We start from the raw sequence: 19,981 nt of genomic DNA, 5'->3' as shown, positions 1-19,981 counted from the left end.
GCTACATGTTGGTCTGATCGGGCGGCACGTCCGGCGGAAGGCCGGCGGCGCCGGCCGGGTCCTCGCACAGGCCCACGTCGGTGCCGACGCCGTAGCAGGTCATCGAGATCGATCCCATCGCGTAGCCGCGCAGCAGCGCCTGGGCGCCGCCGTCCTCGGCCGCCAATCCGGCCAGATAGAGCAGGGGGATGAAATGGTCCGGCGTCGGCACCGCCCGCGCGAAGTCGGGATGCTCGACGACCTTCAATATGTCGCCCGGCGCCTCGGCCAGCTGGGCAACGACGGCGTCGTCGAAGCGCTCGGCCCAGTCGAAGGCGGCGTCGGGGCGGTCCCATTGCACCTGCCGCAGATTGTGGACGACGTTGCCGCTGCCGAGGATGGCGATGCCGCGGTCGCGGAGCGGCGCGAGCCGCGCGGCGAGCTCGATATGATATTCGAGCGGCTTCAGTGCGTTGATCGAGAGCTGCACGACCGGCACGTCCGCGCCGGGATAAAGGTGGGCGAGCACGCTCCAGGTGCCGTGATCCAAGCCCCATTGGTCATGATCGAGCCCGACCCAGAGCGGCTTCACCACCTCCGCGACCTCCTCGGCCACGTCGGGCGCGCCGGACGCGGGATAGTCGAACGCGAACAGATCGGGCGGGAAACCGTAGAAATCGTGGATCGTCCGCGGCCGCGCCATGGCGGTGACCGCGGTTGCGCCGATGAACCAGTGGGCGGAAATGACAAGCAGGGCCCGCGGCCGCGGCAGGCGCTGGCCGAGCGTGCGCCATCCGTCGGTATAGTCGTTGCGCTCGAGCGCGTTCATCGGGCTGCCATGGCCGATGAACAAAGCGGGCATCCTGGTCACTGCGTCACTCCCTCGGCAAGGCGTAGGCGATCGGCTCGTCGGTCGCTGCGGCGATGAAGGCGAGGCCGAGTGCCGTGACGACTGCGCCGCCAGCTCGCTTCGGGGACCGGGAGGATGAGCAGGGTCATGACCAGCAGAATGGCTGGTCCGATCACCCGCGGGACGAGGCCCAATCCGTCGAGCCCCACTTCCCACAGCGCCCATGCCAGCGTCAGCAGGAAGACGCCGATATAGAGCCAGGCGCCGATCACGCGGCCGCGGAAGAGGAGTACGCCGGACAGGACGAGGCCCGCGCCGGCGAGCAGGTAGTAAAGCGAGCCGCCGAGCAGGACGAGCCATACGCCGCCGGCGAACAGGACCAGGCCGATCACGGCGAGGAAGACGGCGAAGACTCTCAGGAACCAGGAGGATGTCGGGCGGCGCCGCGGAGTCGGATCGACCATGAGACTTCCTTCGCGCTGGGATAGACGACAAAACGCCCACATAGGCACGCAATCCGCCGGTGGGTGACCACGACGGCGTCCGTGGCCCCAACCTGTCGACGCCGACCTTGGTTCCTCGTGGCGGGGCTCGCGGGGGTAGGAGGGCTATCGCCGCGCGGGCTTCCGCGGCGGTATGGTCCACGCGTAGATCATCGACCCGTCTATCTCGCGCGTCTGCTCGGGCGCCCAGTCGCCCATGGTGAAGGCGTGGCTGACGATGCGCGTGCCGGGCTTGAGTTCGGCGAGCAGCTTGGGCCGCAATTTCTCGTTGAGGCTGGGCAACAGATAGAGGGTGACGACCGATGCGTCGCGAAAGTCCGACTGGAAGAGATCGGCCTCGCGGAAGGTGACGAGACCGGTGACTCCTTCCTTCACGGCATTGGCGCGCGCCTCGGCGATGCGCTGCGGATCGATGTCGATGCCAGTGGCGCGGACGCGGTAGAGCTTGGCCGCCGTGATCGGGATGCGGCCGTCGCCCGAGCCGAGATCGTACAATATGTCGCCTTTGCGAACCTTCGCCATCTGCAGCATCGCCTCGACCACCGGCTGGGGCGTCGGCACGTAGATCACGTCGGGCGCACGGCCGGGGGCAGGCGCCTCGGCGACGGGCGCCTGCGGAGCGGCGGCCGCCAGCGTGGCGGCAAAAATGGCGATCAGGGCCTTCATCATCGCGTCTCCTCTGCACGCGGGTTGCGCAGGAACAGAAGCAACAGGGCGCCGGCGGCGAGCACCGCGACGCCGACCAGCGCGCTCGCGCCGGTATAAGCCACGCTGGAATATAGCAGATAAAGGCTGGTGAGGCAGAAGATCGCGGGCAGGACCGGGTAGAGCGGGACCTTGAACGGGCGCGGCGCGTCCGGCTCCCGCGCCCGCAGGACGAACAGCGACAGTCCGACGAGCAGGAGGAAGAACCAGAAGACGGGGGCGGTATATTCCACCGCCATGCGGAAGCCGTCGCGCGCGAACGCGCCGCCCAGGACGAGCAGCAAGGCGAGCGCGCCTTGGGCGAGCAAGGCGTTGCGCGGCGTTCCGGCCCGCTCGTGCCAGCGGCCGAGCCAGCTTAGCTGCGGAAAGGTGCAGCCGAGCGCATAGGTGGTGCGCGCCCCGGTGATCGAGGTCGCGTTGGCGGAGGTCAGTGCCGCGACGGCGACCAGCAGGCTGATCGCCACGGCCCCCGCCGGACCGAGGGCGCGTTCGACCAGCTCCGCCGCCACCGCGTCCGAGGCGGCGAGCCCGCCGAGCCCGAGCGCGCGCAGATAGGCCCAGTTGACCAGCAGATAGAGGAGGGTGATCAGCGCCAGGCTGGAGACCAGCACCCAGGCCATGCGCCGCCCGCCGCCGCGCAGCTCGGCCGAGACATAGGCGGCTTCGCTCCAGCCGCCATAGGTCAGCAGAACGAACACCAGCATCAGCCCGAAGCTGCTGTCCGCAGCCGGGGCGGCGCTCGCCGGCGCGGCGGGGAGGGCGAACGCCACCGCGACGATTCCGACCAGCCCGGCGACCTCGAACAGGGTGAGCCAGATCTGGCTGCCTGTGCCGCAGCGGACATGGACCCAGTTGAGCAGGGTCAGCGCGATCACGGCGGCCGCGGCGTAGAGCGCCGGCCCCTGCGGTCCGAGGGGCAGAATGGCGGCGGCATAATCGCCAAACAGGAATGCGAGCAGGGCTAGCGATCCCGTCTGGATCACCGCCAGTCGGGCCCAGGCATAGAGGAATCCGACGCGCCGGCCGAACGCGCGGCTAAGGAAATGATAGTCGCCCCCGGCGCTCGGAAAGGCGGCGGCGAGCTCGGCATAGCAAAGCGCGCCGGCCGTCGAGAGCAGCCCGCCGAGCAGCCAGACGAGCAGGAAGGCGGCCTCGCTCCCGGCGGCGCCGGCCACCAGCGCCGGCGTTCGGAAGATGCCGGCGCCGATGACGATCCCGATGATGATCGCGAACACGTGGCGCGCGCCGAGCATCGGGCGCGGGCCGGGCGCTTCGGCGTCCGGCGAAACGGCATGCGGGGAAGGGGATCGGGTCGTTACGCCCTCCGCTGGACTCGGCACGGCAACAGAAAAATAGACGCACGATTTCAACGGGCGGTTCCAGAAGCCGCCGGATCGGTGCCGATCTGTTTAGGATTTGTTAGGATACGGACCGCTTAGTGGGCCCGAACTTCCCCGGGGAAATCATGGAACAGTCGCTGGTCAGCCCTGCGAAATACAAGCCGCGTCCCGCCCGCCCGGCGGTCTCGATCGAGACCAGCCTGCTGCTGGCGGACGGCACGATGGCGGCGGCGACCCTGCGCAACCTTTCGACGCAAGGCTTCATGGCCGAATGCCAGGACTTCGTGGCGATCGGCAGCGCGGTGGAACTGGTCCTCCCCGGCCTCGGCACGCGCGAAGCAGTGGTCCGCTGGGCGCTGGCCGGCCGCATCGGCGGCGCGTTCACCGCTGCCGTCGACTTCGGTCCCGCCCGGGCCGACGCAGAGCAGGCTATTCCTGCTCTGGCGTAGCTTCGTCGGCGATGTCCTGGAAATAGGGCTCGACCGGGCCCGACAGCTTGATCGTCATCGGCTGGCCGTGGCGATCGAGGCTGCGGCCGGCGGCGACGCGGATCCAGCCTTCGCTGACGCTATATTCCTCGACGTTGGTCTTCTCGACGCCCTTGAAGCGGATGCCGACGCCGCGGCGGAGCAAGTCGGCGTTGAAATGCGGGCTGCGCGGGTTGAGCGATAGGCGGTCGGGAGGCGTGTCGGTCATGGATCTTAGCTTTCAGGCTGGGTTTGGCGCCCGCTTAGCCAGCGCGCGCGCCGATGCCAAGGCGGCAGAGCCCGCTATCAGCGCAGCTTGGCGATCTTGATGCTGTCGATCTTAGCGCGGTCCTGAACGGATTCCTCGCTCCGGGTGAGCGCCTTGGCGATGGCCTTGAGGCCCATGCCCTTTGCCGCCAGCGTGCGGAGCTTGGCCACTTCCTCGCTCTTCCACGGCTGGCGGTGCCGGACGAAATGCTCGGCCATCAGCTGTCGCTGCGGACCGTGCCCTTTGTCGAAGGCTTGGCGGCGATCGTTTTCGCAACCTCCTTCTTGGGCTTGCGGGCTTCCTTGCTCTTTTTCATCTGACCCTTGGCCATGACGTCCTCCTGTCAGCCTTGTTTCGAAGCGATATAGGCATTGACCTGCTGCTCGAGAACGTCAAGCGGAAGCGCGCCGTTCGAAAGGACGGCCTCGTGGAAGTCGCGTATGTCGAACCGTTCCCCCAGCGCCGCCTGCGCCTTCCTGCGCAGTTCCAGAATCTTGATCTGGCCGATCTTGTAGCTCGTCGCCTGGCCGGGATTGTTGATGTAGCGCTCCACTTCCTTGACAATGTCGCGCTCGGACAGCAGCGAATTCTCGCGGAAATAAGCGATCGCCTGCTCGCGACTCCAGCGCTTGGCGTGGAGGCCGGTGTCGGTGACGAGCCGGACCGCGCGCCAAAGCTCGAGGCTGAGGTGGCCGAATTCCGAATAGGGATCCTGGTAGAAGCCCATCTCCTTGGCGAGCCGCTCGGCATAGAGGCCCCAGCCTTCGATATAGGCGCCGTAGAAGCCGAACCGACGGAACTTGGGCACGCCCTGCAGCTCGATCGCGCGGGCGATCTGGAAATGGTGGCCCGGCGCGCCCTCATGGTAGCTGATGCCCTCGATCTGGGGTTTCAGTACCTGGTTCATGTCGCTGAGGTTGACGTAGTAGATGCCCGGCCGCGACCCGTCCGGGGTCGGTTGGTTGTAGAAGGCGACCGAGGCGGTGTTTTCGCGCCATTTCTCGACCGCGCGCACCTCGAGCGGCGCCTTCGGCAGCGTGTGGAAGTAACGCGGTGCGACCGCCATCGCCTGGGCGATGAAGCCGTTGGCGTCCTTCAGATATTGCTCGCGGCCGGCCTCGCTGTTCGGATATTTGAACTGTTTGCCGTCCTTGATGTGCGCGAAGAATTGCTGGAGCGTGCCCTTGAAGCCGACGCGCTCCTTGATCTTCTCCATCTCGGCCTGGATGCGCTTCACCTCGTCGACGCCGATCTGGTGGATCTGGTCGGCGGAGAGATCGGTGGTGGTCGAGAAGCGGAGCTGGTTGGCGTAATAAGCGGCGCCGTCGGGCAGGCTCCATGCGCCGTCATTGCCCTTCGCCTTCGGCTCGATCGCATCCAATGCGGCGAACATCGTCCGATAACCGCGCTGAAACGGGCCAGTGAGCGCGGCGCTGGCGTCGGCGATTAGCTTCGCCTTGGTCTCGGCGGGGGCATCGAGCTTCTCCACCTTCTTCTTGAAGTCGGCGAAGACGGTACTGTCCGGCCCGGGGCCGAACGGCGCGCCGGTGATGACTTTGGTCGCGTCGGCGCGGACCGGGGCGAAGACGAATTTCGGCGGCACGATGCCGCGCTCGGCCTGGGCGCGGACGCGAGCCGAAACCTCGCCCATGACCCGTTCGACCTCGCGCAGGCGGGCGACATAGGCCTCGGCATCGGCGACATTGTCGACGCGGTGCTGGTTGATCAGGAAGACCGGGATCTGGCCGGCGGGGCTGCCGTTGGTCGAGATCGGGAAGCGGTGCGAGCGCCACTGATGCTGGCGGCGCTGGCGTTCGACATTGTCCTCGAACAGGCGGTAGGTGAGCTGCCCGGCGGGCGACAGGGCGTCATGATCGAACTGCGCTTTCATGTCCGCGAGCTGGCGCTCGGAGAGGGCGACCTCCTCGGCTGCGCCTGCGTCGGTATAATCGTTGAGCTTGCCGTAATCCTGCTTGATGCCGAGCCCGGTCAGCGCTTCCGGGCTGAGCCCCACCGCTTCGTCGAACGCGCGGTCCACGAAGGCGAGCAAGCGGGCATCCTCGGCAACCGGGTCGGCGGCGGGCGCCGCCGACGCTGTGGGCGGCGGCGACGCCATCTGCGGACCGGCGCAGGCGACTAGGGCGCTAGTGGCGAGGAGCAGCGCGGTGAAACCAAGCTTCATTGCAGTCAGCCTTTCTTCGCGGCGATGTAGGCGTCGACCTGCTGCTCAAGCACCGCGAGCGGCATCGGGCCCATGCCGAGCACGACGTCGTGGAAGTCCTTGAGGTCGAAGCGCGGCCCAAGCTCGCGCTCGGCCTTGGCGCGCAGCTCGAGGATCTTGAGCTGGCCGACCTTGTAGCTGGTCGCCTGGCCCGGCCACACCAGGAAGCGCTCGACTTCCTTCACGACATCGCGGTCGGAAAGCAGCGAGTTCTGCTTGAAATATTCGATCGCCTCTTCGCGCGTCCACTTCTTGGCGTGCATGCCGCTGTCGAGCACGAGGCGGACGGCGCGCCACAATTCGGTCGACAGGCGGCCGAAGTCCGAGATCGGATCCTGGTAGAAGCCCATCTCCTTGCCGAGCCGTTCGGCGTAAAGGCCCCAGCCCTCGGCATAAGCGCCGTAATTGCCGAAGCGGCGGAACTTGGGCAGGCCGGCGAGCTCCTGGGCGAGCGCGATCTGGAAATGATGTCCGGGCGCGCCCTCGTGGTAGGAAATTCCCTCGATCTGGGGCTTCAGCACCTGCCGCATGTCGGACAGGTTCACGTAATAGATGCCCGGGCGCGATCCGTCCGGGGCCGGCGCGTTGTAGAAGGCGATCGGCGCGGTCGTCTGGCGCCATTCCTCGACCGCGCGCACCTCGAGCTTGGCCTTGGGCAGCTGGCGGAAATATTTTCCCGAGACGGCCATCACCTGGTCGACGAAGGCGCCGGCGTCCTTGAGATAGGCGGCGCGGCCGGCGGCATCGTTCGAATATTGATATTTCGGGTTGGTCTTCAGCTCGGCGAAGAATTGCTGGAGGGTGCCCTTGAAGCCGATCTTGTCCATGATCGCCTGCATCTCCTTGTGGATGCGGGCGACCTCGGCGAGGCCGATGTCATGGATCTGCTCGCCAGTCAGTGGCGTGGTCGTCTGCAAGCCGAGCATGGCGCTGTAATAGGCCTCGCCCTCGGGCAGGCTCCACACACCCTGATTGCCGGTGGCCTTGGGCTCGATCGCATCGAGCGCGGCGATGATCGTCTTGTAGCCGTTCTGATAGGGGCCGGAAATCGCGGCCTGGGCATCGGCGACGAGCTTGGCCTTGGTCGCGGCGGGCGCGTCGAGCTTTTCGACCTTGGTCTTGAAGTCGGCGAGCAGGCTGGTGCCGGCCATGACGTTCTGGGCGTCGGTGCGCACAGGTGCGAACACGAACTTGGGCGGGACGATGCCGCGCTCGGCGGCAGCGCGGAAGCGGGTGGTGACTTCGCCCAGCACGCGCTCGGTCTCGCGAATGCGGGCGATATAGGCCTGCGCGTCGGCGACGCTGTCGATGCGGTGCTGGTTCATCAGGAAGGTCGGGACCGACCCGACGATGCTGAAATTGTTGGTGACGACGTAGTTGTTGCGCCGCCACTCCTGCGCGATCCGGCCCTGTTCCACATTATATTCGAACAGGCGGTAGGAGACCTGGGATGCCGGGTTCAGCCGGTCGAGCGGGAATTCGCTCTTCATGCGCTTGAGCTGCGCCTCGGCCAGCGCCTGGTCGGCGGCGGCGCCGGCATCGGTATAATCGTCGAGCTTGCCGTAATTGGTCTTGAGGCCGAGGGCGGTCTGCGTCTCCGGGCTGCGCGCCACGGCCTCGTCGAACGCGGCGTCGAGGAAGGCGAGGAAACGGGCGTCCTCGCTCTGGGCCTGGGCGGCTGCGGCCGGTGCGGCCTGCTGGGCGGGGGCGGCAGCGGGGACGAAGGCGGCGGCGAGCAGCAGGGCAAGGCGCAGAGTCTTCACGGGCGTTCCTCTCTTTGATTTTGCCCGATCTTGTAACGACTGCTTGGGCTCGGTCCAGAGGTTCCGTGTTATGCGGCTAAAACGGTATCAACGCGCCTGGCCCGCCATCCAGCAGGGGTCCCAGCTCGGCTCCGGGCCGAATCTCTTCGCGAGGAATTCGATCAGCGCGCGCACGCGGGCAGTGGATGCGCGGCCCGGGGGCATGACGACGTGAAGGCCGGCTTCCTCGAGCTTGTAGTCGAGCAGGATCGCCTCGAGCTTGCCGCTCTCGATCGCGGGTGCGGCGATGAAGCTGGGCAGGATGACGATGCCAAGCCCGGCGCAAGCCGCCTCGCGCAGCATCTCGCCATTGTCGGCACGGAAGCGCGCCTTGCCGCGGACATGCTCCCAGCGGTCGCCGACCTTGAAGCGCCATTGCTCGTAAGCGGGAATGTTGGCGTAGAAGAGGAGGTCGTGGTCGGCGAGGTCGCGCGGCTTCTGCGGCCGGCCGCGGGCGGCGAGATAGTCCGGGCTCGCCAACGCCAGCGCGCGCACCGGCGCGATCTTCCGAGCGACCAATGAGGAATCGGGAAGATTGCCGATCCGCACCGCGAGGTCGAAACCGCCGCCGACCAGGTCGACCGTGCGGTCGTCGAGCGAGACGTCGAGATCGACCCTGGGATTTTCGCGCGCGAAATCGGCCAACGCGGAGGCGAGGTGCGCGCTGCCGAACGAGAGCGGCGCGGTGAGGCGGATCGGCCCGGCGATCTGGGTCACGGCGTCCGCCACCACCTCCTGCGCCGCCTCGAGCTCCGCAAGGATGTTGGAGGCGCGGGCATAATAAGCCTCGCCGATGTCCGTCGGCTGCGCGCCCTGCGCCGACCGCGTCAGCAGGCGCGCGCCGAGCTGCGCTTCGAGCCGGGCCACGCGCCGGCTGAGAATCGATTTGGAAATGTCCATCCGCTCGGCAGCGCGCGCGAAAGCGCCGGTCTCGACGACGCGGACGAAAGCGAGGACGTCAACCAGATCGACCGATGAGCGTTCCATATCTTGCAACACCGCAATGCTTAGAGACTGTCTTCTGGCAACGATGATAAGCCCCTAAGTCTCTATCAACAAGTTTAATGGAGGAATTTCGAAATGACCAAGGCCCTTATCCTGAACAGCGCGGTCACCGGCGACGCTTCGGTTTCCAAGCGCCTGACCGCAGCGTTCGCCGAAGAGTTGAAGGCGCGCGATCCGCAGACGACCATCGTCACCCGCGATCTCGGCGCCAATCCGGTGCCGCATCTCCTGCCCGAGACCGTCGCCGGCATTCGCGCCACCGCGACCACCGAGGCCGAGAAGGCGGCGCTGGCGCTTTCGGACGAACTCGTCGACGAGCTTCGCGCGATCGACCTGCTCGTGATCGGCGCGCCGATGTACAATTTCGGCATCCCGTCCGGGCTCAAGACGTGGTTCGACTATATCCTGCGCGCCGGCGTCACCTTCCGCTACACCGAGAACGGCCCGGAGGGGCTGCTGCCGGTGAAGAAGGCGGTCGTGATCGAGACCCGCGGCGGCCTCTACAGCGAAGGTCCGGCAATGGCGAACGACAGCCAGGAGCCGCATCTGCGCACCCTGCTCGGCTTCATGGGCGTTACCGATGTCGTCTTCGTCCGCGCCGAGAAACTGGGCTTCGGTCCGGAAGCGGTGCAGGCGGCGGTGGACAACGCCCTTGCCGAACTGAACGTCTGCGCCGAGCGTGAAGTGGCGCTTGCCGCCTAAAGCCCTCGCGGCGAACCGGGTCCGACTTTGCCTCCGCCCGCTCCCCCGGGCGGCGGCAACGAGGCCCGCCGGTTCCTCCGCCGGCGGGCCTCCACATTCAAGGAGTAAAGACATGATCGACATCCGTCCCTTCGCCAGCCTCGGCAACGCCAATCACGGCTGGCTCAACGCCAATCACCATTTCTCGTTCGCCGATTATCATGATCCGGGGCGGATGGGCTGGGGCGCGATCCGCGTCTGGAACGACGACGAGATCGCCGCCAAGTCTGGCTTCCCGCCGCATCCGCACCGCGACATGGAGATCATCACCTATGTCCGCACCGGCGCGATCACCCATCAGGATTCGATGGGCAATCAGGGCCGCACCGGCGCCGGCGACGTCCAGGTGATGAGCGCCGGCACCGGCGTCCGCCACGCCGAATATAATCTAGAGGACGAGCTCACCACGCTCTTCCAGATCTGGGTGCTGACCGACAAGCCTGGCGCGGAGCCGTCCTGGGGCGCCAAGCCCTTTCCGAAGGACGACCGTTCCGGCCGTTTCGTCACGCTCGCCAGCGGCTTTGCCGAGGATGGCGACGCGCTGAAGATCAACGCCGCGGCACGGGTGATGGGCGCAACGCTGGCGGACGGCGAGAAAGCCGAGCTCAGCCTCGATCCCAGCCGCCATGTCTATCTGGTGGCGGCCAAGGGCACGATCGCAGTGAACGGTGTTCGCGCCGAAGCGCGCGACGGCGTCGCTATCACCGGCGAGGACAAGGTCGAGATCGTCGCGATCGGCGATGCGGAGATCGTTCTGGTCGATGCGCGCTGAGCCAATATCCGCAAAGGCGGACCGGCGGCCGGGGGGACCGAGCCGCCGGCCCTAACCGTGCAGCGAGGCCGCGACGGCTTCGCTTCTTATACTCCGGACCGCCCCTGACCTCCGCTGACATAGGTTAGGTTTTTCATGGCGTGATGGCGGTTTTTACTGCGATAGGCGAGCCGCTCGGCCGCTTTCACTGGGACAGTCAACTCTATGTGACTTGTGTACTGCGGGCGCTATGAAGTCGTCGCTGCGAATGGCATTGCCATGATCTATGCGGATGTCTTGAAAAACAGCCTGTGATATGGAGAAGCAGCTACCACGACTCCCTTCTGGTAGTTAGGGCCGAAGGGCGCCGACTTGGTCCCTTCGGCCCGATATCGTAAGTCGCCAATATTGTCTTGATTTCATTGCGCAGGCGATGGATTCTGTCCTTTCCGTCGTGGGAGCCTCTGCGAGTCGCGCGACGGGTCTTCGAACTGCCGACATGGCGGGTACAAAAAAGACAGAAGGGAGACTTAGCGTGACCTTCAAAAAGTTGATGACCGCCGTGGCTGCGACCGGGCTTGCCCTATCGTCCACAAGCGCGATTGCCGGCAGCGCCGTGCCGGCGCCTGCGCCGGCGACAGAGACCGTCCAGGGCAGCCAAGTGGACGGCGAATGGGGCGTCGAGGTTTGGATCATCGGAGCGGTAGTCGTCGGGGTTATCCTCTGGCTGCTGCTCGACGACGATGACAAGGAGGAGCCGGTCAGCCCCTGATCGGCTGATTCTCTTCCGGATCAATTTCGCCCCGGCTTCGCGAAAGGCCGGGGCGTTTTATTGTGCGCGCAGCCTTTAGATGACCGGCGTCTTGTAATGGTGCCAGCTGAGGATCGCCAAGGCGCTGCGGTGCGGCCGCCACGGCTCCGCCAGTTCGCGCGTCATCTTCTCGCTCGGCTTTTCGGGCAGGCCGAGGATGCGCCCCAACGCGACCTGCACGGCCAAGTCGCCAGCCGGCCAGATATCGTCGCGCCCTTCGGCGAACAGCAGATAGATCTCCGCCGACCAGCGCCCGATGCCCTTGACCCGGACGAGCTGGGCGATCGCCTCTTCGTCGTCCTCCGGCAGATTGTGGAGGTCTAATCCTCCCGACAGCACTTCTTCGGCAAGGCTGCGGGCATAGGACATTTTCTGGCGCGACAGGCCGGCGCCGCGCAGCGTCTCGTCGCTCGCCGCGAGGACATCGGCCGGCTCGACGCGGTCGCCGACGGCGGCCTGCAGCTTGGCCCACATCGAGGCCGCCGCCTTGATGCTGACCTGCTGGCCGACGATCGTGCGCAGCAGGGTGATGTAGCCGCGCTCGCTGATGCGCGGCTCGGGAAAGCCGCTATGATTGAGCGCGTCCGCGATCGCCGGCTCGCGCCGTGCCAGCTCCTCGAGCGATGCGCGCAGCGCAGCGGCGGAAATGCCCATCAGCCGCGCGCAGTCACTGCGGCATAGAGAGCAATCGCGGCCGCATTGGAAACGTTGAGGCTCTCGATCCGGTCGCTGATCGGCAACCGGGCGAGCGCGTCGCAATGGGCTTCGGTATTCTGGCGCATCCCCTCGCCCTCGGCACCGAGCACGAGCGCGACCTTAGCCGGGCCCATCGCCTCGGCGAGTGTCATGTCGGCCTCGCCGGTCAGGCCGACGCGCCAGAAACCGGCCTCCGCGATCTCGTCGAGGGCGCGGGCGAGATTGACGACGCGGACCCAAGGGACGGTCTCGAGGGCACCGCTGGCAGCCTTGGCGAGCGCGCCCGATTCAGCAGGGGCGTGGCGGTCCTGGGTAACGATGCCGAGCGCGTCGAACGCGGCCGCCGAACGCAGGATCGCGCCGACATTATGCGGGTCGGTGACCTGGTCGAGGACGAGCAAGGGGCGGCCATCTTCGGCCTGGTCGAGCAGATCGCCGAGCCAGATGTCGGGCAACTTCTCGACCTCGATGACGATGCCCTGGTGGGGCGCATCGCCCGGCACCAGCCGGCCGAGGTCGGCGACGTCGGCCAAGGTGGTCGGGATCGACGGGTCGAGGTCGAACTGGCTGGCCACCTCGCGCGTCGCCCAGATGCGCGTGACGCTGCGCTCGGGATTTTCGAGCGCGGCGGTCACGGCGTGGCGGCCCCAGAAGCGGGGGCGGTTCTCGGCCTTGGTGGCCTGTCTGGCTTTGCGTCGCATCGGCACGCAATGGCCTCCCGGCGCGCCGGAGGCAAGCGCGCCCTGAACCACGATCGGGCCTGCAGCGTTTGAGCCGACGAACGATGCAGGAGAGGCGATGGCGACGGCAGCGCGGACGGCCGGACGGACGGGGCTGCGGCGGGACGGCGACCGGCTGTTCTTCCCGATCATGGGCGGGCTGGTGGCTTTGGTGGTGTTCGCCGGCTTTGCCCGCACTTACTATCTGACGCATTGGCTCGATGCCCCGGCGCGCATGCCCGAGATCACGCCTTTGCTCCATCTCCACGCAGTGGTGTTCTCGGCGTGGATTCTGCTCGGCGCGCTCCAGCCGGCTTTGATCGCCGGCGGCCGGCCGGCCTGGCACCGCCGCCTGGGGATAGCCGGGGCCGGGCTCGCATTCCTCGTCTGGCTGCTCGGCAATTTCGCGGCGGTGGCGGCGATCCATGTCGGCTATCGCGGCGTCGGCGATCCTTACGCCTTCTATGCGATCACCTTCTTTTCGATCCAGGCGTTCGGGCTGGTCGTGCTGCTCGGCATCCTCCACCGCCATGATGCGGATGCGCACAAAAGGCTGATGCTGTTGTCCAACGCGGCAATCCTGGAGGCCGCGATCGGGCGGCTGCCGCTCGCCTGGGTGGTGGAGGCGGCGCCTTGGTCCTTCTATCTCGGCGCGGACGCGGTGATCGCCGCCGGCATCGGCTACGACCTCGCCAGCCGCGGCCGCGTTCACCCGGTGTGGCTATGGGGCGGCGGAACACTGATGGCGAGCCAGATCCTGCGTGTGGCGATCATGCACAGCCCGCCATGGCTGGCTTTTTCGCACCTTGTCGCCGGGATTGCCTGACCTCCGTTGACAGCGGCGCGGCCATTCGCCATTGAGCCGCCTCCGAACAGGCACCGATGGACAGGTGGCCGAGTGGTTAAAGGCAGCAGACTGTAAATCTGCCCGGGTTTCCCGTACGCTGGTTCGAATCCAGCCCTGTCCACCATCCGCCGAGCGGATACTCCCTTCAGCGAGCCCTCCGGGGCTTTCCGGCACTTGCTCCAACTTGGAGCCAAACGCCCGCGCGCCCAAGGCTATGATCCCGCGGATCGTGCCTGCGCGATGGGGAAATGGGGAGGATCATGACGCGCCGACTTTCGCCGGCATCGGGGGTCACCCGAGGCCGGTGCCGCTCTAGAATGGCGCGGCGCTGTGCGACCTTCGGCTTGCACGGTCTTGACGGAGGCAGGCCCGGGATTATTGCTCGGGCATGACTTCGTTCCTGTCGCGTCTCGTGCAACGGCACTTCGATTATACCGCTCGCTTTCACTTTAAGCGGCGCGTCAACCAAGTCGACTACCGCTTCCTTGGCGCGGTCCTGCTGCTGGGCGCGATGCTCACGGCGGCTATCCTGCTATTCTGAACCGTCGCGCCGGCCCCCGGTCGTTCGAGGGCAGCGCGTTCAGGCCGGGCGCGGATTGCGGACGGGGCGGGCCTTGGGAGCACGGCGGTCGGCCCAGAAGGTCCAGACCGTGAGCGAGCCGAGCAGCAACAGGCTCAGCCCCGACAGTGTCATCACGAGACGATAGGCGAGGCCGCCGACCTTCGCGGCGTGGAGTGGATAAGCGAGGTTGAAAATCTGCGAGCCGCGCGGCAGCGAGAAGGCGTCGCGATGCTCGATCAGGCGGCCGTCGGCGGGGTCGAACCAGAAGGTGGTGCGGCCGTTGGGCAGCCATTCGGCCTGCTGGCGGGCGCGGATCGTGATCGGGCCGCCCGTCTTGACGGGGAGGGCGATCGTGCGGATCTCGGCGTCGGGATAGCGGCTGCGCACTGCGCCGATCAGCGCGGCCCAGTCGATTTCGGCCATCGCTCCGCCCTTCACGGCCGGGGCCGTCGCCGCCTGCTTCATCTCGGCAGCCGACGAGAAAGGCGCGAGCACGAAATCGGCGACGGGGCGCAGAGTCATCATCGTTCCCGTCAGCATCGACAGGACGAGCAGGGGCGCGGCGACGATGCCGAGGTCGCGATGGTGGCGCACGATGGCGGGGCGCGAGGCGCGCTTGGGCCACAGCCGAAATTCGAACGTCTTGCGGGTGCGCCACCACAGGATCGCGCCGGTGACGACGAAGCCGAGGCCGGTCAGGCCGAGGATGCCGGCGATCGTGTCGCCGGTCTCGCCCATCAGCAGATGATGGTGGATATCGAACAGCCAGACCTCGGGCCGCTCCCAGATCGAACTCCAGCGCGTGACGACCTGCCCCGCCTGGTCGGCATAGCCGCCGGCGTCCCCGCCATAAGAGAGGCGGTGCAGCCCGAAGCCTTCGGTCGCGAACAGGATCGAGCTTGGCCGGTCGGGGCCGGCGAGCAGCCGCTCGGCCGCGGCCGCCAGCGTCGCAGCGTCCTGAAGCTGCGGATCGGCCGCGCCGGGCAGCGACCAGCGCAGCCACGTCTCCTTGTGGATGAGGATCGTGCCGGTGAGGCCGAGCATCGCCAGCAGGAGCCCGATCAAGCCGCCGGTCCAGCGGTGCACGAGGTCCACAAAACGCATCAGAAGCGATAGTCCCAGCCGAGCGTGAAGACGCGGCCGCGGCCGGCGAAGAAGCGGCTGTTGTCGGTCGGGTTGGTCGTGTCGCTATTGTAGCTGATATAGTGGGTGTCGAAGAGGTTCTGGGCGCTCAGCGCGAGCGTCCCGACCCCCGTCTCGTAGCGCACCAGGGCGTCCGCCACCGCATAACCGCCGAAGTCGTTGCGCGGGTCGCCGCCGTCGAAGCGGCGCGACAGATGGAACTGGCCCTGCAGGCGCGCACTCAAGGGGCCGCGGCGATAAATGGCGGCAAGGTTCAGCCGGTCGGGCGAGATATTGGCGCCGTCGAGGTCTAGATCCACGTCGCCGTCGCCATTGCTGTCGGTCTGGCCGACGAGATGCGAATAGCCGACAGAGAAAGCCAGGCCCGGCACCGGCGTCTGCGCGGTGAGGTTGATCTCGATGCCTTCGATCTCGATCCGCTGTCGCTGAACGTCGAAGATGCCGCCATTGTTGACGAGGAACTGGCCGAGTTTGCTCGACGACCAGAAATAGGCGACCGATGCGTCGAGCGGGCCGCGCTTCAGCTCGATGCCGAGTTCGCGATTGTTGGAGACGACCGGGCTGATGTCGAGGAAGTCGTCGACGTCGGTGCCGGGCGTGCTGACCGCACGCAGGATACGGCCGACATCGGGAACGGTGTAGCCTTCGGCATAGGAGCCGTAGAGGCGCATCCCGCGCATCGGCTCGACGATCACGCCGCCGTTGAGCAGCACGTCCTGGAAGGAGGGGTTGCCGCCGCTGACGAAGGTCGATCCGGACGAGGCAAGCGTGGTGAAATCGTCCACCTTCAGCTCGACATTCTCCCAGCGCGCGCCGCCGGCGAGGCGCAGTTTGTTGTCGAGCAGGCCGAGATTGAACTGGGCGAAGGGCGCGAGGCTGCGGAAATCGGTCGGCGGCACCCAGACCCGGTCGGTCAGCACCAGGCTCTGCTCGGTGCGGTCGAACAGAGCGTCGAAGCCGAGCGTCCCGGTCAGACCCTCGAGACCCGGGACCGCACGCTCGTAAGCGATCTTGCCGCCATATTTGCGCGAACGGTTCGACGATTGGTCGAACAAAGTACCGACAGGGGCGATCGCCGGATCCTGGAAGGTGCCCGCGGTGCTGCCGCCGAACGTGTCGCGCGAGCGGTTGAAGAAGACCTGGCTGGTGAGCGCGCCGCCGCCGAGATCGTCGTCGATCAGCGACAACGCCAGCGTTTCGACGCGGTTGGCGGGCGGGATGCCGGGAGCCTCGCCCCGGCGGCTGGTGGTGGGAAGCCCGGTTGCGCGGTTGCCGTTGACCACGACATAATCGCCGTCGCCCTTCAGCTCGAAGCGATTGGCGATGAGATCGAGCCGGGCGCTGTCGCCGATCGCATAGCCGAAGCGGCCGAACACCGACCAGCTCTTCGAATCCTGGATCTCGCCCTGCGTGCCATCGACGCCGATGCGCCGCCCGTGACCGTCGTAAAAGGCGCCCCGCGCCTCGTAGGCGGCGCCGATCGTCGCGTCGAACGCGCCCGCGCGGTAGCCGACGAGGCCTGCGGCCTTGGCGCCGAAGCCGTCGTCGGAGAAGCCGGTGTCGGCGCTGCCCTGGAGCAGGGCGCGGCCGCTGATTCCGTCGGCACGCGGCGGGCCGATGGTGACCTGGTTCACCACGCCGCCGGTCGCGCCGATGCCCTGCAGCGCGTTCGAGCCGTAGATTAATTCGACGCGGTCGATGAAGAAGGGATCGATCGTGTAGCCGTCGCGCGACCCGTCGCGGATCGGGGTCGATTGCGGAATGCCGTTGATCGCGAACAGGGGCGAGCGGCCGCGCAGGGTCTCGCCCGCGCCCGACAGTTTCTGGCGGGTCGGCGAGAAGGACGGCGACAACGTCGAGACCGCGTCGACGACCGAGCCGCTGATCGAAACCTGCTCGGCGAGCGCGCGCGCGTCGATCACGTCGATCGTCAGCGGCAGCGCGCTGGCGGGAAGGACGGTGCGGGCGGCGGTGACGACGATCGCCTCGTCGTCCTTGGGTTCGGCGGAATTGTTCTGGGCAAGTGCGGGCGCGAACCCGATGGCCGAGCAGGCCAGAAGAGTCGCTCGAATCGTTCGCGCTACCATGTCGGAACTGCCCCTTGGTCTGATTTGAACGACGCTATTGCAAGTCATTCGCAATAGGGCAAGTCTAAAGTCGAGTCGGGCCAAGGAGAGCCGAAAAGGCGGAAGCAGTTAGTGGAGATGGTTGGAGCGAGTGGTGGGCGCCTGCTGCAGCATCGGGCGGCGGCGAGAGCGGCGATCCTGGTCGCCTACGCAGCGGCGGCAACGGCCGTCTGCCCGTTCCGAACGGGACCGGATGGTGATGAAGAAGGGAACGTTGGAGCGGGTAGCGGGGATCGAACCCGCATCACAAGCTTGGAAGGCTAGTGCTCTACCATTGAGCTATACCCGCCCGACGGCCGCATATGGCGCAGGGCGCGGGCGTCGGCAAGCCCGGCCCGCGAGGTTTTCAGCCGCGCAGCCAGTCCATCAATTCGCGGAAGGGGACGACCTGGTTGAAGGCGACGCCACAGGCGCCGCCGTGGCACCAGCGCACCACCGCCGGGATCGGCCGCAATTTCTCGAGGCTGATCACGACCTCGTCGCCCGCCTCCAGCACGGCGTCGAACTCGAGCTTGACGCCGCCCTGCGAGATGTCGCGGGTGTTGACGACATGGGTGATCGCGCCGACGCGGAGCGTGCCCATGCGGTCGACCTCGACGCGCGGTAGGCGCGGGCGCCAGCCATTGTCGAGCACCGACTGGCTCGCCAGCATCTCCTCGACGTCGATCTGCTCGTCGAAGGCGATGCCGATATTCTGGCCGCTGATCCAGCTGATCGCGCCCTGGGTCTGCTGGTTGGTTTTGAGCTCGACCGCGACGCGCTGGCCGATGGTGAAGGTCGAATAAGCATGCGCCATCAGGCCGCCGGCCGAGATGTTGCGGATCAGGCAGAGTTCGCGGCGGCCGTCGACGAGCAAGGTGCCGACGCGCAGGATGGTCATGTGGCGGCTGTCGCGGCGCCGTTCGGTCGGCTGCGGCGCCTCGCTCGAAAAAGAGAAGATCGTCTCTTCGAAGGCGTTTTCCATTCGCACCCAAAATCTCCCGCCGCCCGCTGCCGGGCCGGCCACGTCATTGAGTGCAAATCTAAAGACTAAGAGGTTTAAGAAGCGCTTACGATCTCTCCCGGCAGAGTTACGGAGTCGTCCCCGGAAGGCGCCCTCTTCACCGCTTGCTTACCTGTTTGGGCTAGGCAGGCGGCATGGATGCGCAAAGCGGGATCGTGACGGCGGCCGCCCGGCCGCGCTCGGCGGTGAGCGCCGGCGTCGGCTGGGCCGGGCTCGCCGGGCTGCTCGCCTGGATGATGGTCGCGCGCGCCTGGGGGATGCAGGGGCCGCTCGCGGCTTTGTGCGGCCTGGTCGCCTGCGGCGTGCCGATGGTCGCCTGGTCGCTGCTGGTCGACAAGGTGCACCGCAATGCCAGCACCGGCATCGACTGGCAGGTGCCGCCGCGGCCTTGGTCCGAGAGCTTCGACATCAGCCTCGCCAAGATCGTGGGCCTGTGGGCGACCTGGGCCGGGATAGCCTCGCTCTATTGCATCGCCCGCTGGTATTGGGACGGCAATTACCTGTTTGCGATGAACGTGCTCGGCGTCGGCTCCCTGCCCCTGCTGGTGCTGTCGGTGCCCTATGTGCTGTGGCTCGACCGACGGCTGAAGGAGCCGCGCGACGGCGCCTGGCAGCTCGGCCGGATGATCGCGGGTAAGGGCCTGCCCGAAGACCGGGAAGTGCTCTGGGACTATCTGAGGTCGTGGGCAGTGAAAGGCTTCTTCCTCGCCTTCATGATCTCGATCCTGCCGGGTAACTGGGCCGATGCGGTGCGGCCGGCCGCCGAGGAGATCGCCGCCCAGCCGCTCAACCTCGTGCGCTGGCTGATCGCGGTCCTGTTCATGATCGACGTGAGCTTCGCGACAATCGGCTACATGCTGACGCTGAAGCCGCTCGACGCCCATATCCGCTCGGCCAATCCCTATGCCGCCGGCTGGGCCGCGGCTTTGATCTGCTATCCCCCCTTCATCCTGATGAATGCCGGCGGCCCGCTCGATTACCATCCCGGCACCGGCGACTGGACCTATTGGCTGGAAGGCTACCCGCTGGCGATGACGCTGGTCGGGCTGCTTCTCGTGCTGCTGACCGCGATCTATGCTTGGGCGACGGTGGCGTTCGGCCTGCGCTTCTCCAACCTCACCCATCGCGGCATCCTGACCCACGGGCCCTATGCGTGGACCAAGCACCCGGCCTATCTTTCCAAGAACCTGTTCTGGTGGCTGGGGACGCTGCCCTTTCTGTCGGTGTCGGGCAACATGGTCGAAATGGTCCGCAACACGGCGATCCTGGCCATCGTGAGCGGCGTCTATTATTGGCGCGCGCGGACCGAGGAGCGCCACCTCTCGGAAGATCCCGCCTATCGCGAATATGCCGCCTGGATGGCCGAGCATGGCCCGCTGGCCAAGGCGGTGCGATGGCTGCGCAGCCGCCCGGCGACAGGGCCGGTCGCCGCCGAATAAGGG

21 protein-coding genes and 2 tRNA genes are annotated in these 19,981 nt (G+C 66.9%); 8 read left to right on the top strand and 15 right to left on the bottom strand.

What is annotated here, in order from left to right; genetic code table 11:
• Position 1: 1 nt before the first annotated feature.
• The 4 genes from ygiD to SH591_RS06915 form a co-directional block, all read right to left on the bottom strand.
• A complete protein-coding gene (gene ygiD, locus SH591_RS06930) occupies positions 2 to 841 on the bottom strand; it encodes a 4,5-DOPA-extradiol-dioxygenase (protein ID WP_322832326.1) in 840 nt (279 codons plus the stop codon).
• 5 nt (positions 842 to 846) lie between these two features.
• Positions 847 to 1,293, bottom strand: coding sequence for a hypothetical protein (locus SH591_RS06925; protein ID WP_324751093.1), 447 nt, complete (start codon positions 1,291 to 1,293; stop codon positions 847 to 849).
• Between the two features lie 144 nt (positions 1,294 to 1,437).
• Positions 1,438 to 2,001 (bottom strand): class I SAM-dependent methyltransferase, encoded by a 564-nt coding sequence (locus tag SH591_RS06920; RefSeq protein ID WP_322832187.1) that lies wholly within the window; start codon positions 1,999 to 2,001, stop codon positions 1,438 to 1,440.
• Complete coding sequence (locus SH591_RS06915; RefSeq protein ID WP_324751092.1) at positions 1,998 to 3,377, bottom strand: APC family permease; 1,380 nt, start codon at positions 3,375 to 3,377, stop codon at positions 1,998 to 2,000. The genes SH591_RS06920 and SH591_RS06915 overlap by 4 nt, the downstream gene beginning before the upstream one ends.
• Positions 3,378 to 3,502: 125 nt before the next feature.
• Between SH591_RS06915 and SH591_RS06910 the strand changes: the two genes are divergently transcribed.
• The gene (locus tag SH591_RS06910) at positions 3,503 to 3,826 is read left to right on the top strand and encodes a hypothetical protein (protein ID WP_322832185.1); all 324 of its coding nucleotides are present in this window, start codon (positions 3,503 to 3,505) and stop codon (positions 3,824 to 3,826) included.
• On the opposite strand, the gene SH591_RS06905 is transcribed toward SH591_RS06910, so the two are convergent.
• The 5 genes from SH591_RS06905 to SH591_RS06885 form a co-directional block, all read right to left on the bottom strand.
• On the bottom strand, positions 3,807 to 4,073 hold the full coding sequence (locus tag SH591_RS06905; RefSeq protein ID WP_322832184.1) for a DUF3297 family protein: 267 nt from the start codon (positions 4,071 to 4,073) through the stop codon (positions 3,807 to 3,809). The two genes, SH591_RS06910 and SH591_RS06905, sit on opposite strands and share 20 nt — an antisense overlap.
• 77 nt (positions 4,074 to 4,150) lie before the next feature.
• Positions 4,151 to 4,330 carry a hypothetical protein gene (locus tag SH591_RS06900; RefSeq protein ID WP_322832183.1) on the bottom strand — a complete coding sequence of 60 codons (180 nt, stop codon included), beginning with the start codon at positions 4,328 to 4,330 and terminating at the stop codon, positions 4,151 to 4,153.
• A 125-nt stretch (positions 4,331 to 4,455) separates the two neighbouring features.
• Entirely contained in the window at positions 4,456 to 6,294 is a 1,839-nt protein-coding gene (locus SH591_RS06895; protein WP_416385215.1) for a DUF885 domain-containing protein, read from the bottom strand.
• A gap of 5 nt (positions 6,295 to 6,299) precedes the next feature.
• Positions 6,300 to 8,096: a DUF885 domain-containing protein gene (locus SH591_RS06890; protein ID WP_324751091.1), complete on the bottom strand. Its 1,797-nt coding sequence runs from the start codon at positions 8,094 to 8,096 to the stop codon at positions 6,300 to 6,302.
• Between the two features lie 87 nt (positions 8,097 to 8,183).
• Entirely contained in the window at positions 8,184 to 9,122 is a 939-nt protein-coding gene (locus tag SH591_RS06885) for a LysR family transcriptional regulator (protein WP_322832180.1), read from the bottom strand.
• 93 nt (positions 9,123 to 9,215) lie between these two features.
• Here SH591_RS06885 and SH591_RS06880 point away from each other — a divergent pair, with 93 nt between their 5' ends.
• The 3 genes from SH591_RS06880 (at position 9,216) to SH591_RS06870 (ending at position 11,404) form a co-directional block, all read left to right on the top strand.
• The gene (locus tag SH591_RS06880; RefSeq protein ID WP_322832179.1) at positions 9,216 to 9,842 is read left to right on the top strand and encodes an FMN-dependent NADH-azoreductase; all 627 of its coding nucleotides are present in this window, start codon (positions 9,216 to 9,218) and stop codon (positions 9,840 to 9,842) included.
• 112 nt (positions 9,843 to 9,954) lie between these two features.
• Entirely contained in the window at positions 9,955 to 10,653 is a 699-nt protein-coding gene (locus SH591_RS06875) for a pirin family protein (protein WP_324751090.1), read from the top strand.
• A gap of 514 nt (positions 10,654 to 11,167) precedes the next feature.
• A complete protein-coding gene (locus SH591_RS06870) occupies positions 11,168 to 11,404 on the top strand; it encodes a hypothetical protein (protein ID WP_324751089.1) in 237 nt (78 codons plus the stop codon).
• A gap of 75 nt (positions 11,405 to 11,479) precedes the next feature.
• Here SH591_RS06870 and SH591_RS06865 read toward each other — a convergent pair whose 3' ends face one another.
• Both SH591_RS06865 and rlmB read right to left on the bottom strand, forming a co-directional pair.
• Positions 11,480 to 12,097 (bottom strand): DNA-3-methyladenine glycosylase family protein, encoded by a 618-nt coding sequence (locus SH591_RS06865; protein ID WP_324751088.1) that lies wholly within the window; start codon positions 12,095 to 12,097, stop codon positions 11,480 to 11,482.
• The gene (gene rlmB, locus SH591_RS06860) at positions 12,097 to 12,840 is read right to left on the bottom strand and encodes a 23S rRNA (guanosine(2251)-2'-O)-methyltransferase RlmB (RefSeq protein ID WP_324751087.1); all 744 of its coding nucleotides are present in this window, start codon (positions 12,838 to 12,840) and stop codon (positions 12,097 to 12,099) included. Before rlmB ends, SH591_RS06865 begins: the two co-directional genes overlap by 1 nt.
• Before the next feature lie 97 nt (positions 12,841 to 12,937).
• On the opposite strand from rlmB, the gene SH591_RS06855 reads away from it, so the two are divergent.
• The 3 genes from SH591_RS06855 (at position 12,938) to SH591_RS06845 (ending at position 14,246) form a co-directional block, all read left to right on the top strand.
• Complete coding sequence (locus SH591_RS06855) at positions 12,938 to 13,684, top strand: hypothetical protein (RefSeq protein WP_324751086.1); 747 nt, start codon at positions 12,938 to 12,940, stop codon at positions 13,682 to 13,684.
• 58 nt (positions 13,685 to 13,742) lie between these two features.
• A tRNA-Tyr gene (locus tag SH591_RS06850) sits at positions 13,743 to 13,829 on the top strand.
• Between the two features lie 264 nt (positions 13,830 to 14,093).
• Complete coding sequence (locus tag SH591_RS06845; protein ID WP_324751085.1) at positions 14,094 to 14,246, top strand: hypothetical protein; 153 nt, start codon at positions 14,094 to 14,096, stop codon at positions 14,244 to 14,246.
• 39 nt (positions 14,247 to 14,285) lie between these two features.
• Here SH591_RS06845 and SH591_RS06840 read toward each other — a convergent pair whose 3' ends face one another.
• From SH591_RS06840 to SH591_RS06825, 4 genes are all read right to left on the bottom strand, one after another.
• A complete protein-coding gene (locus SH591_RS06840) occupies positions 14,286 to 15,371 on the bottom strand; it encodes a PepSY-associated TM helix domain-containing protein (RefSeq protein ID WP_324751084.1) in 1,086 nt (361 codons plus the stop codon).
• Positions 15,371 to 17,497 carry a TonB-dependent receptor gene (locus tag SH591_RS06835; protein ID WP_324751083.1) on the bottom strand — a complete coding sequence of 709 codons (2,127 nt, stop codon included), beginning with the start codon at positions 17,495 to 17,497 and terminating at the stop codon, positions 15,371 to 15,373. The genes SH591_RS06840 and SH591_RS06835 overlap by 1 nt, the downstream gene beginning before the upstream one ends.
• A 254-nt stretch (positions 17,498 to 17,751) precedes the next feature.
• Positions 17,752 to 17,825: transfer RNA gene (locus SH591_RS06830), tRNA-Gly, on the bottom strand.
• A gap of 57 nt (positions 17,826 to 17,882) precedes the next feature.
• The gene (locus SH591_RS06825; RefSeq protein WP_322832148.1) at positions 17,883 to 18,500 is read right to left on the bottom strand and encodes a PilZ domain-containing protein; all 618 of its coding nucleotides are present in this window, start codon (positions 18,498 to 18,500) and stop codon (positions 17,883 to 17,885) included.
• 173 nt (positions 18,501 to 18,673) lie between these two features.
• On the opposite strand from SH591_RS06825, the gene SH591_RS06820 reads away from it, so the two are divergent.
• Entirely contained in the window at positions 18,674 to 19,978 is a 1,305-nt protein-coding gene (locus SH591_RS06820) for a methyltransferase family protein (protein WP_324751081.1), read from the top strand.
• Positions 19,979 to 19,981: the final 3 nt, after the last annotated feature.

The sequence above is a fragment of the Sphingomonas sp. LY54 genome, assembly GCF_035594035.1.
Classification (GTDB): Bacteria; Pseudomonadota; Alphaproteobacteria; order Sphingomonadales; family Sphingomonadaceae; genus Allosphingosinicella.
This window is presented reverse-complemented; position numbering and strand designations above follow the sequence as displayed.

Excerpts from the sequence above, each read along its gene's own strand:
- SH591_RS06900 (WP_322832183.1), bottom strand. The coding sequence starts at position 4,330 with ATGGCCGAGCATTTCGTCCGGCACCGCCAGCCGTGGAAGAGCGAGGAA.
- SH591_RS06875 (WP_324751090.1), top strand. The coding sequence starts at position 9,955 with ATGATCGACATCCGTCCCTTCGCCAGCCTCGGCAACGCCAATCACGGC.
- SH591_RS06895 (WP_416385215.1), bottom strand. The coding sequence starts at position 6,294 with ATGAAGCTTGGTTTCACCGCGCTGCTCCTCGCCACTAGCGCCCTAGTC.
- SH591_RS06825 (WP_322832148.1), bottom strand. The coding sequence starts at position 18,500 with ATGGAAAACGCCTTCGAAGAGACGATCTTCTCTTTTTCGAGCGAGGCG.
- SH591_RS06840 (WP_324751084.1), bottom strand. The coding sequence starts at position 15,371 with ATGCGTTTTGTGGACCTCGTGCACCGCTGGACCGGCGGCTTGATCGGG.
- SH591_RS06835 (WP_324751083.1), bottom strand. The coding sequence starts at position 17,497 with ATGGTAGCGCGAACGATTCGAGCGACTCTTCTGGCCTGCTCGGCCATC.
- rlmB (WP_324751087.1), bottom strand. The coding sequence starts at position 12,840 with ATGCGACGCAAAGCCAGACAGGCCACCAAGGCCGAGAACCGCCCCCGC.
- SH591_RS06905 (WP_322832184.1), bottom strand. The coding sequence starts at position 4,073 with ATGACCGACACGCCTCCCGACCGCCTATCGCTCAACCCGCGCAGCCCG.
- SH591_RS06925 (WP_324751093.1), bottom strand. The coding sequence starts at position 1,293 with ATGGTCGATCCGACTCCGCGGCGCCGCCCGACATCCTCCTGGTTCCTG.
- SH591_RS06855 (WP_324751086.1), top strand. The coding sequence starts at position 12,938 with ATGGCGACGGCAGCGCGGACGGCCGGACGGACGGGGCTGCGGCGGGAC.
- SH591_RS06845 (WP_324751085.1), top strand. The coding sequence starts at position 14,094 with ATGACTTCGTTCCTGTCGCGTCTCGTGCAACGGCACTTCGATTATACC.
- ygiD (WP_322832326.1), bottom strand. The coding sequence starts at position 841 with ATGCCCGCTTTGTTCATCGGCCATGGCAGCCCGATGAACGCGCTCGAG.
- SH591_RS06820 (WP_324751081.1), top strand. The coding sequence starts at position 18,674 with ATGGATGCGCAAAGCGGGATCGTGACGGCGGCCGCCCGGCCGCGCTCG.
- SH591_RS06910 (WP_322832185.1), top strand. The coding sequence starts at position 3,503 with ATGGAACAGTCGCTGGTCAGCCCTGCGAAATACAAGCCGCGTCCCGCC.
- SH591_RS06865 (WP_324751088.1), bottom strand. The coding sequence starts at position 12,097 with ATGGGCATTTCCGCCGCTGCGCTGCGCGCATCGCTCGAGGAGCTGGCA.
- SH591_RS06880 (WP_322832179.1), top strand. The coding sequence starts at position 9,216 with ATGACCAAGGCCCTTATCCTGAACAGCGCGGTCACCGGCGACGCTTCG.
- SH591_RS06885 (WP_322832180.1), bottom strand. The coding sequence starts at position 9,122 with ATGGAACGCTCATCGGTCGATCTGGTTGACGTCCTCGCTTTCGTCCGC.
- SH591_RS06920 (WP_322832187.1), bottom strand. The coding sequence starts at position 2,001 with ATGATGAAGGCCCTGATCGCCATTTTTGCCGCCACGCTGGCGGCCGCC.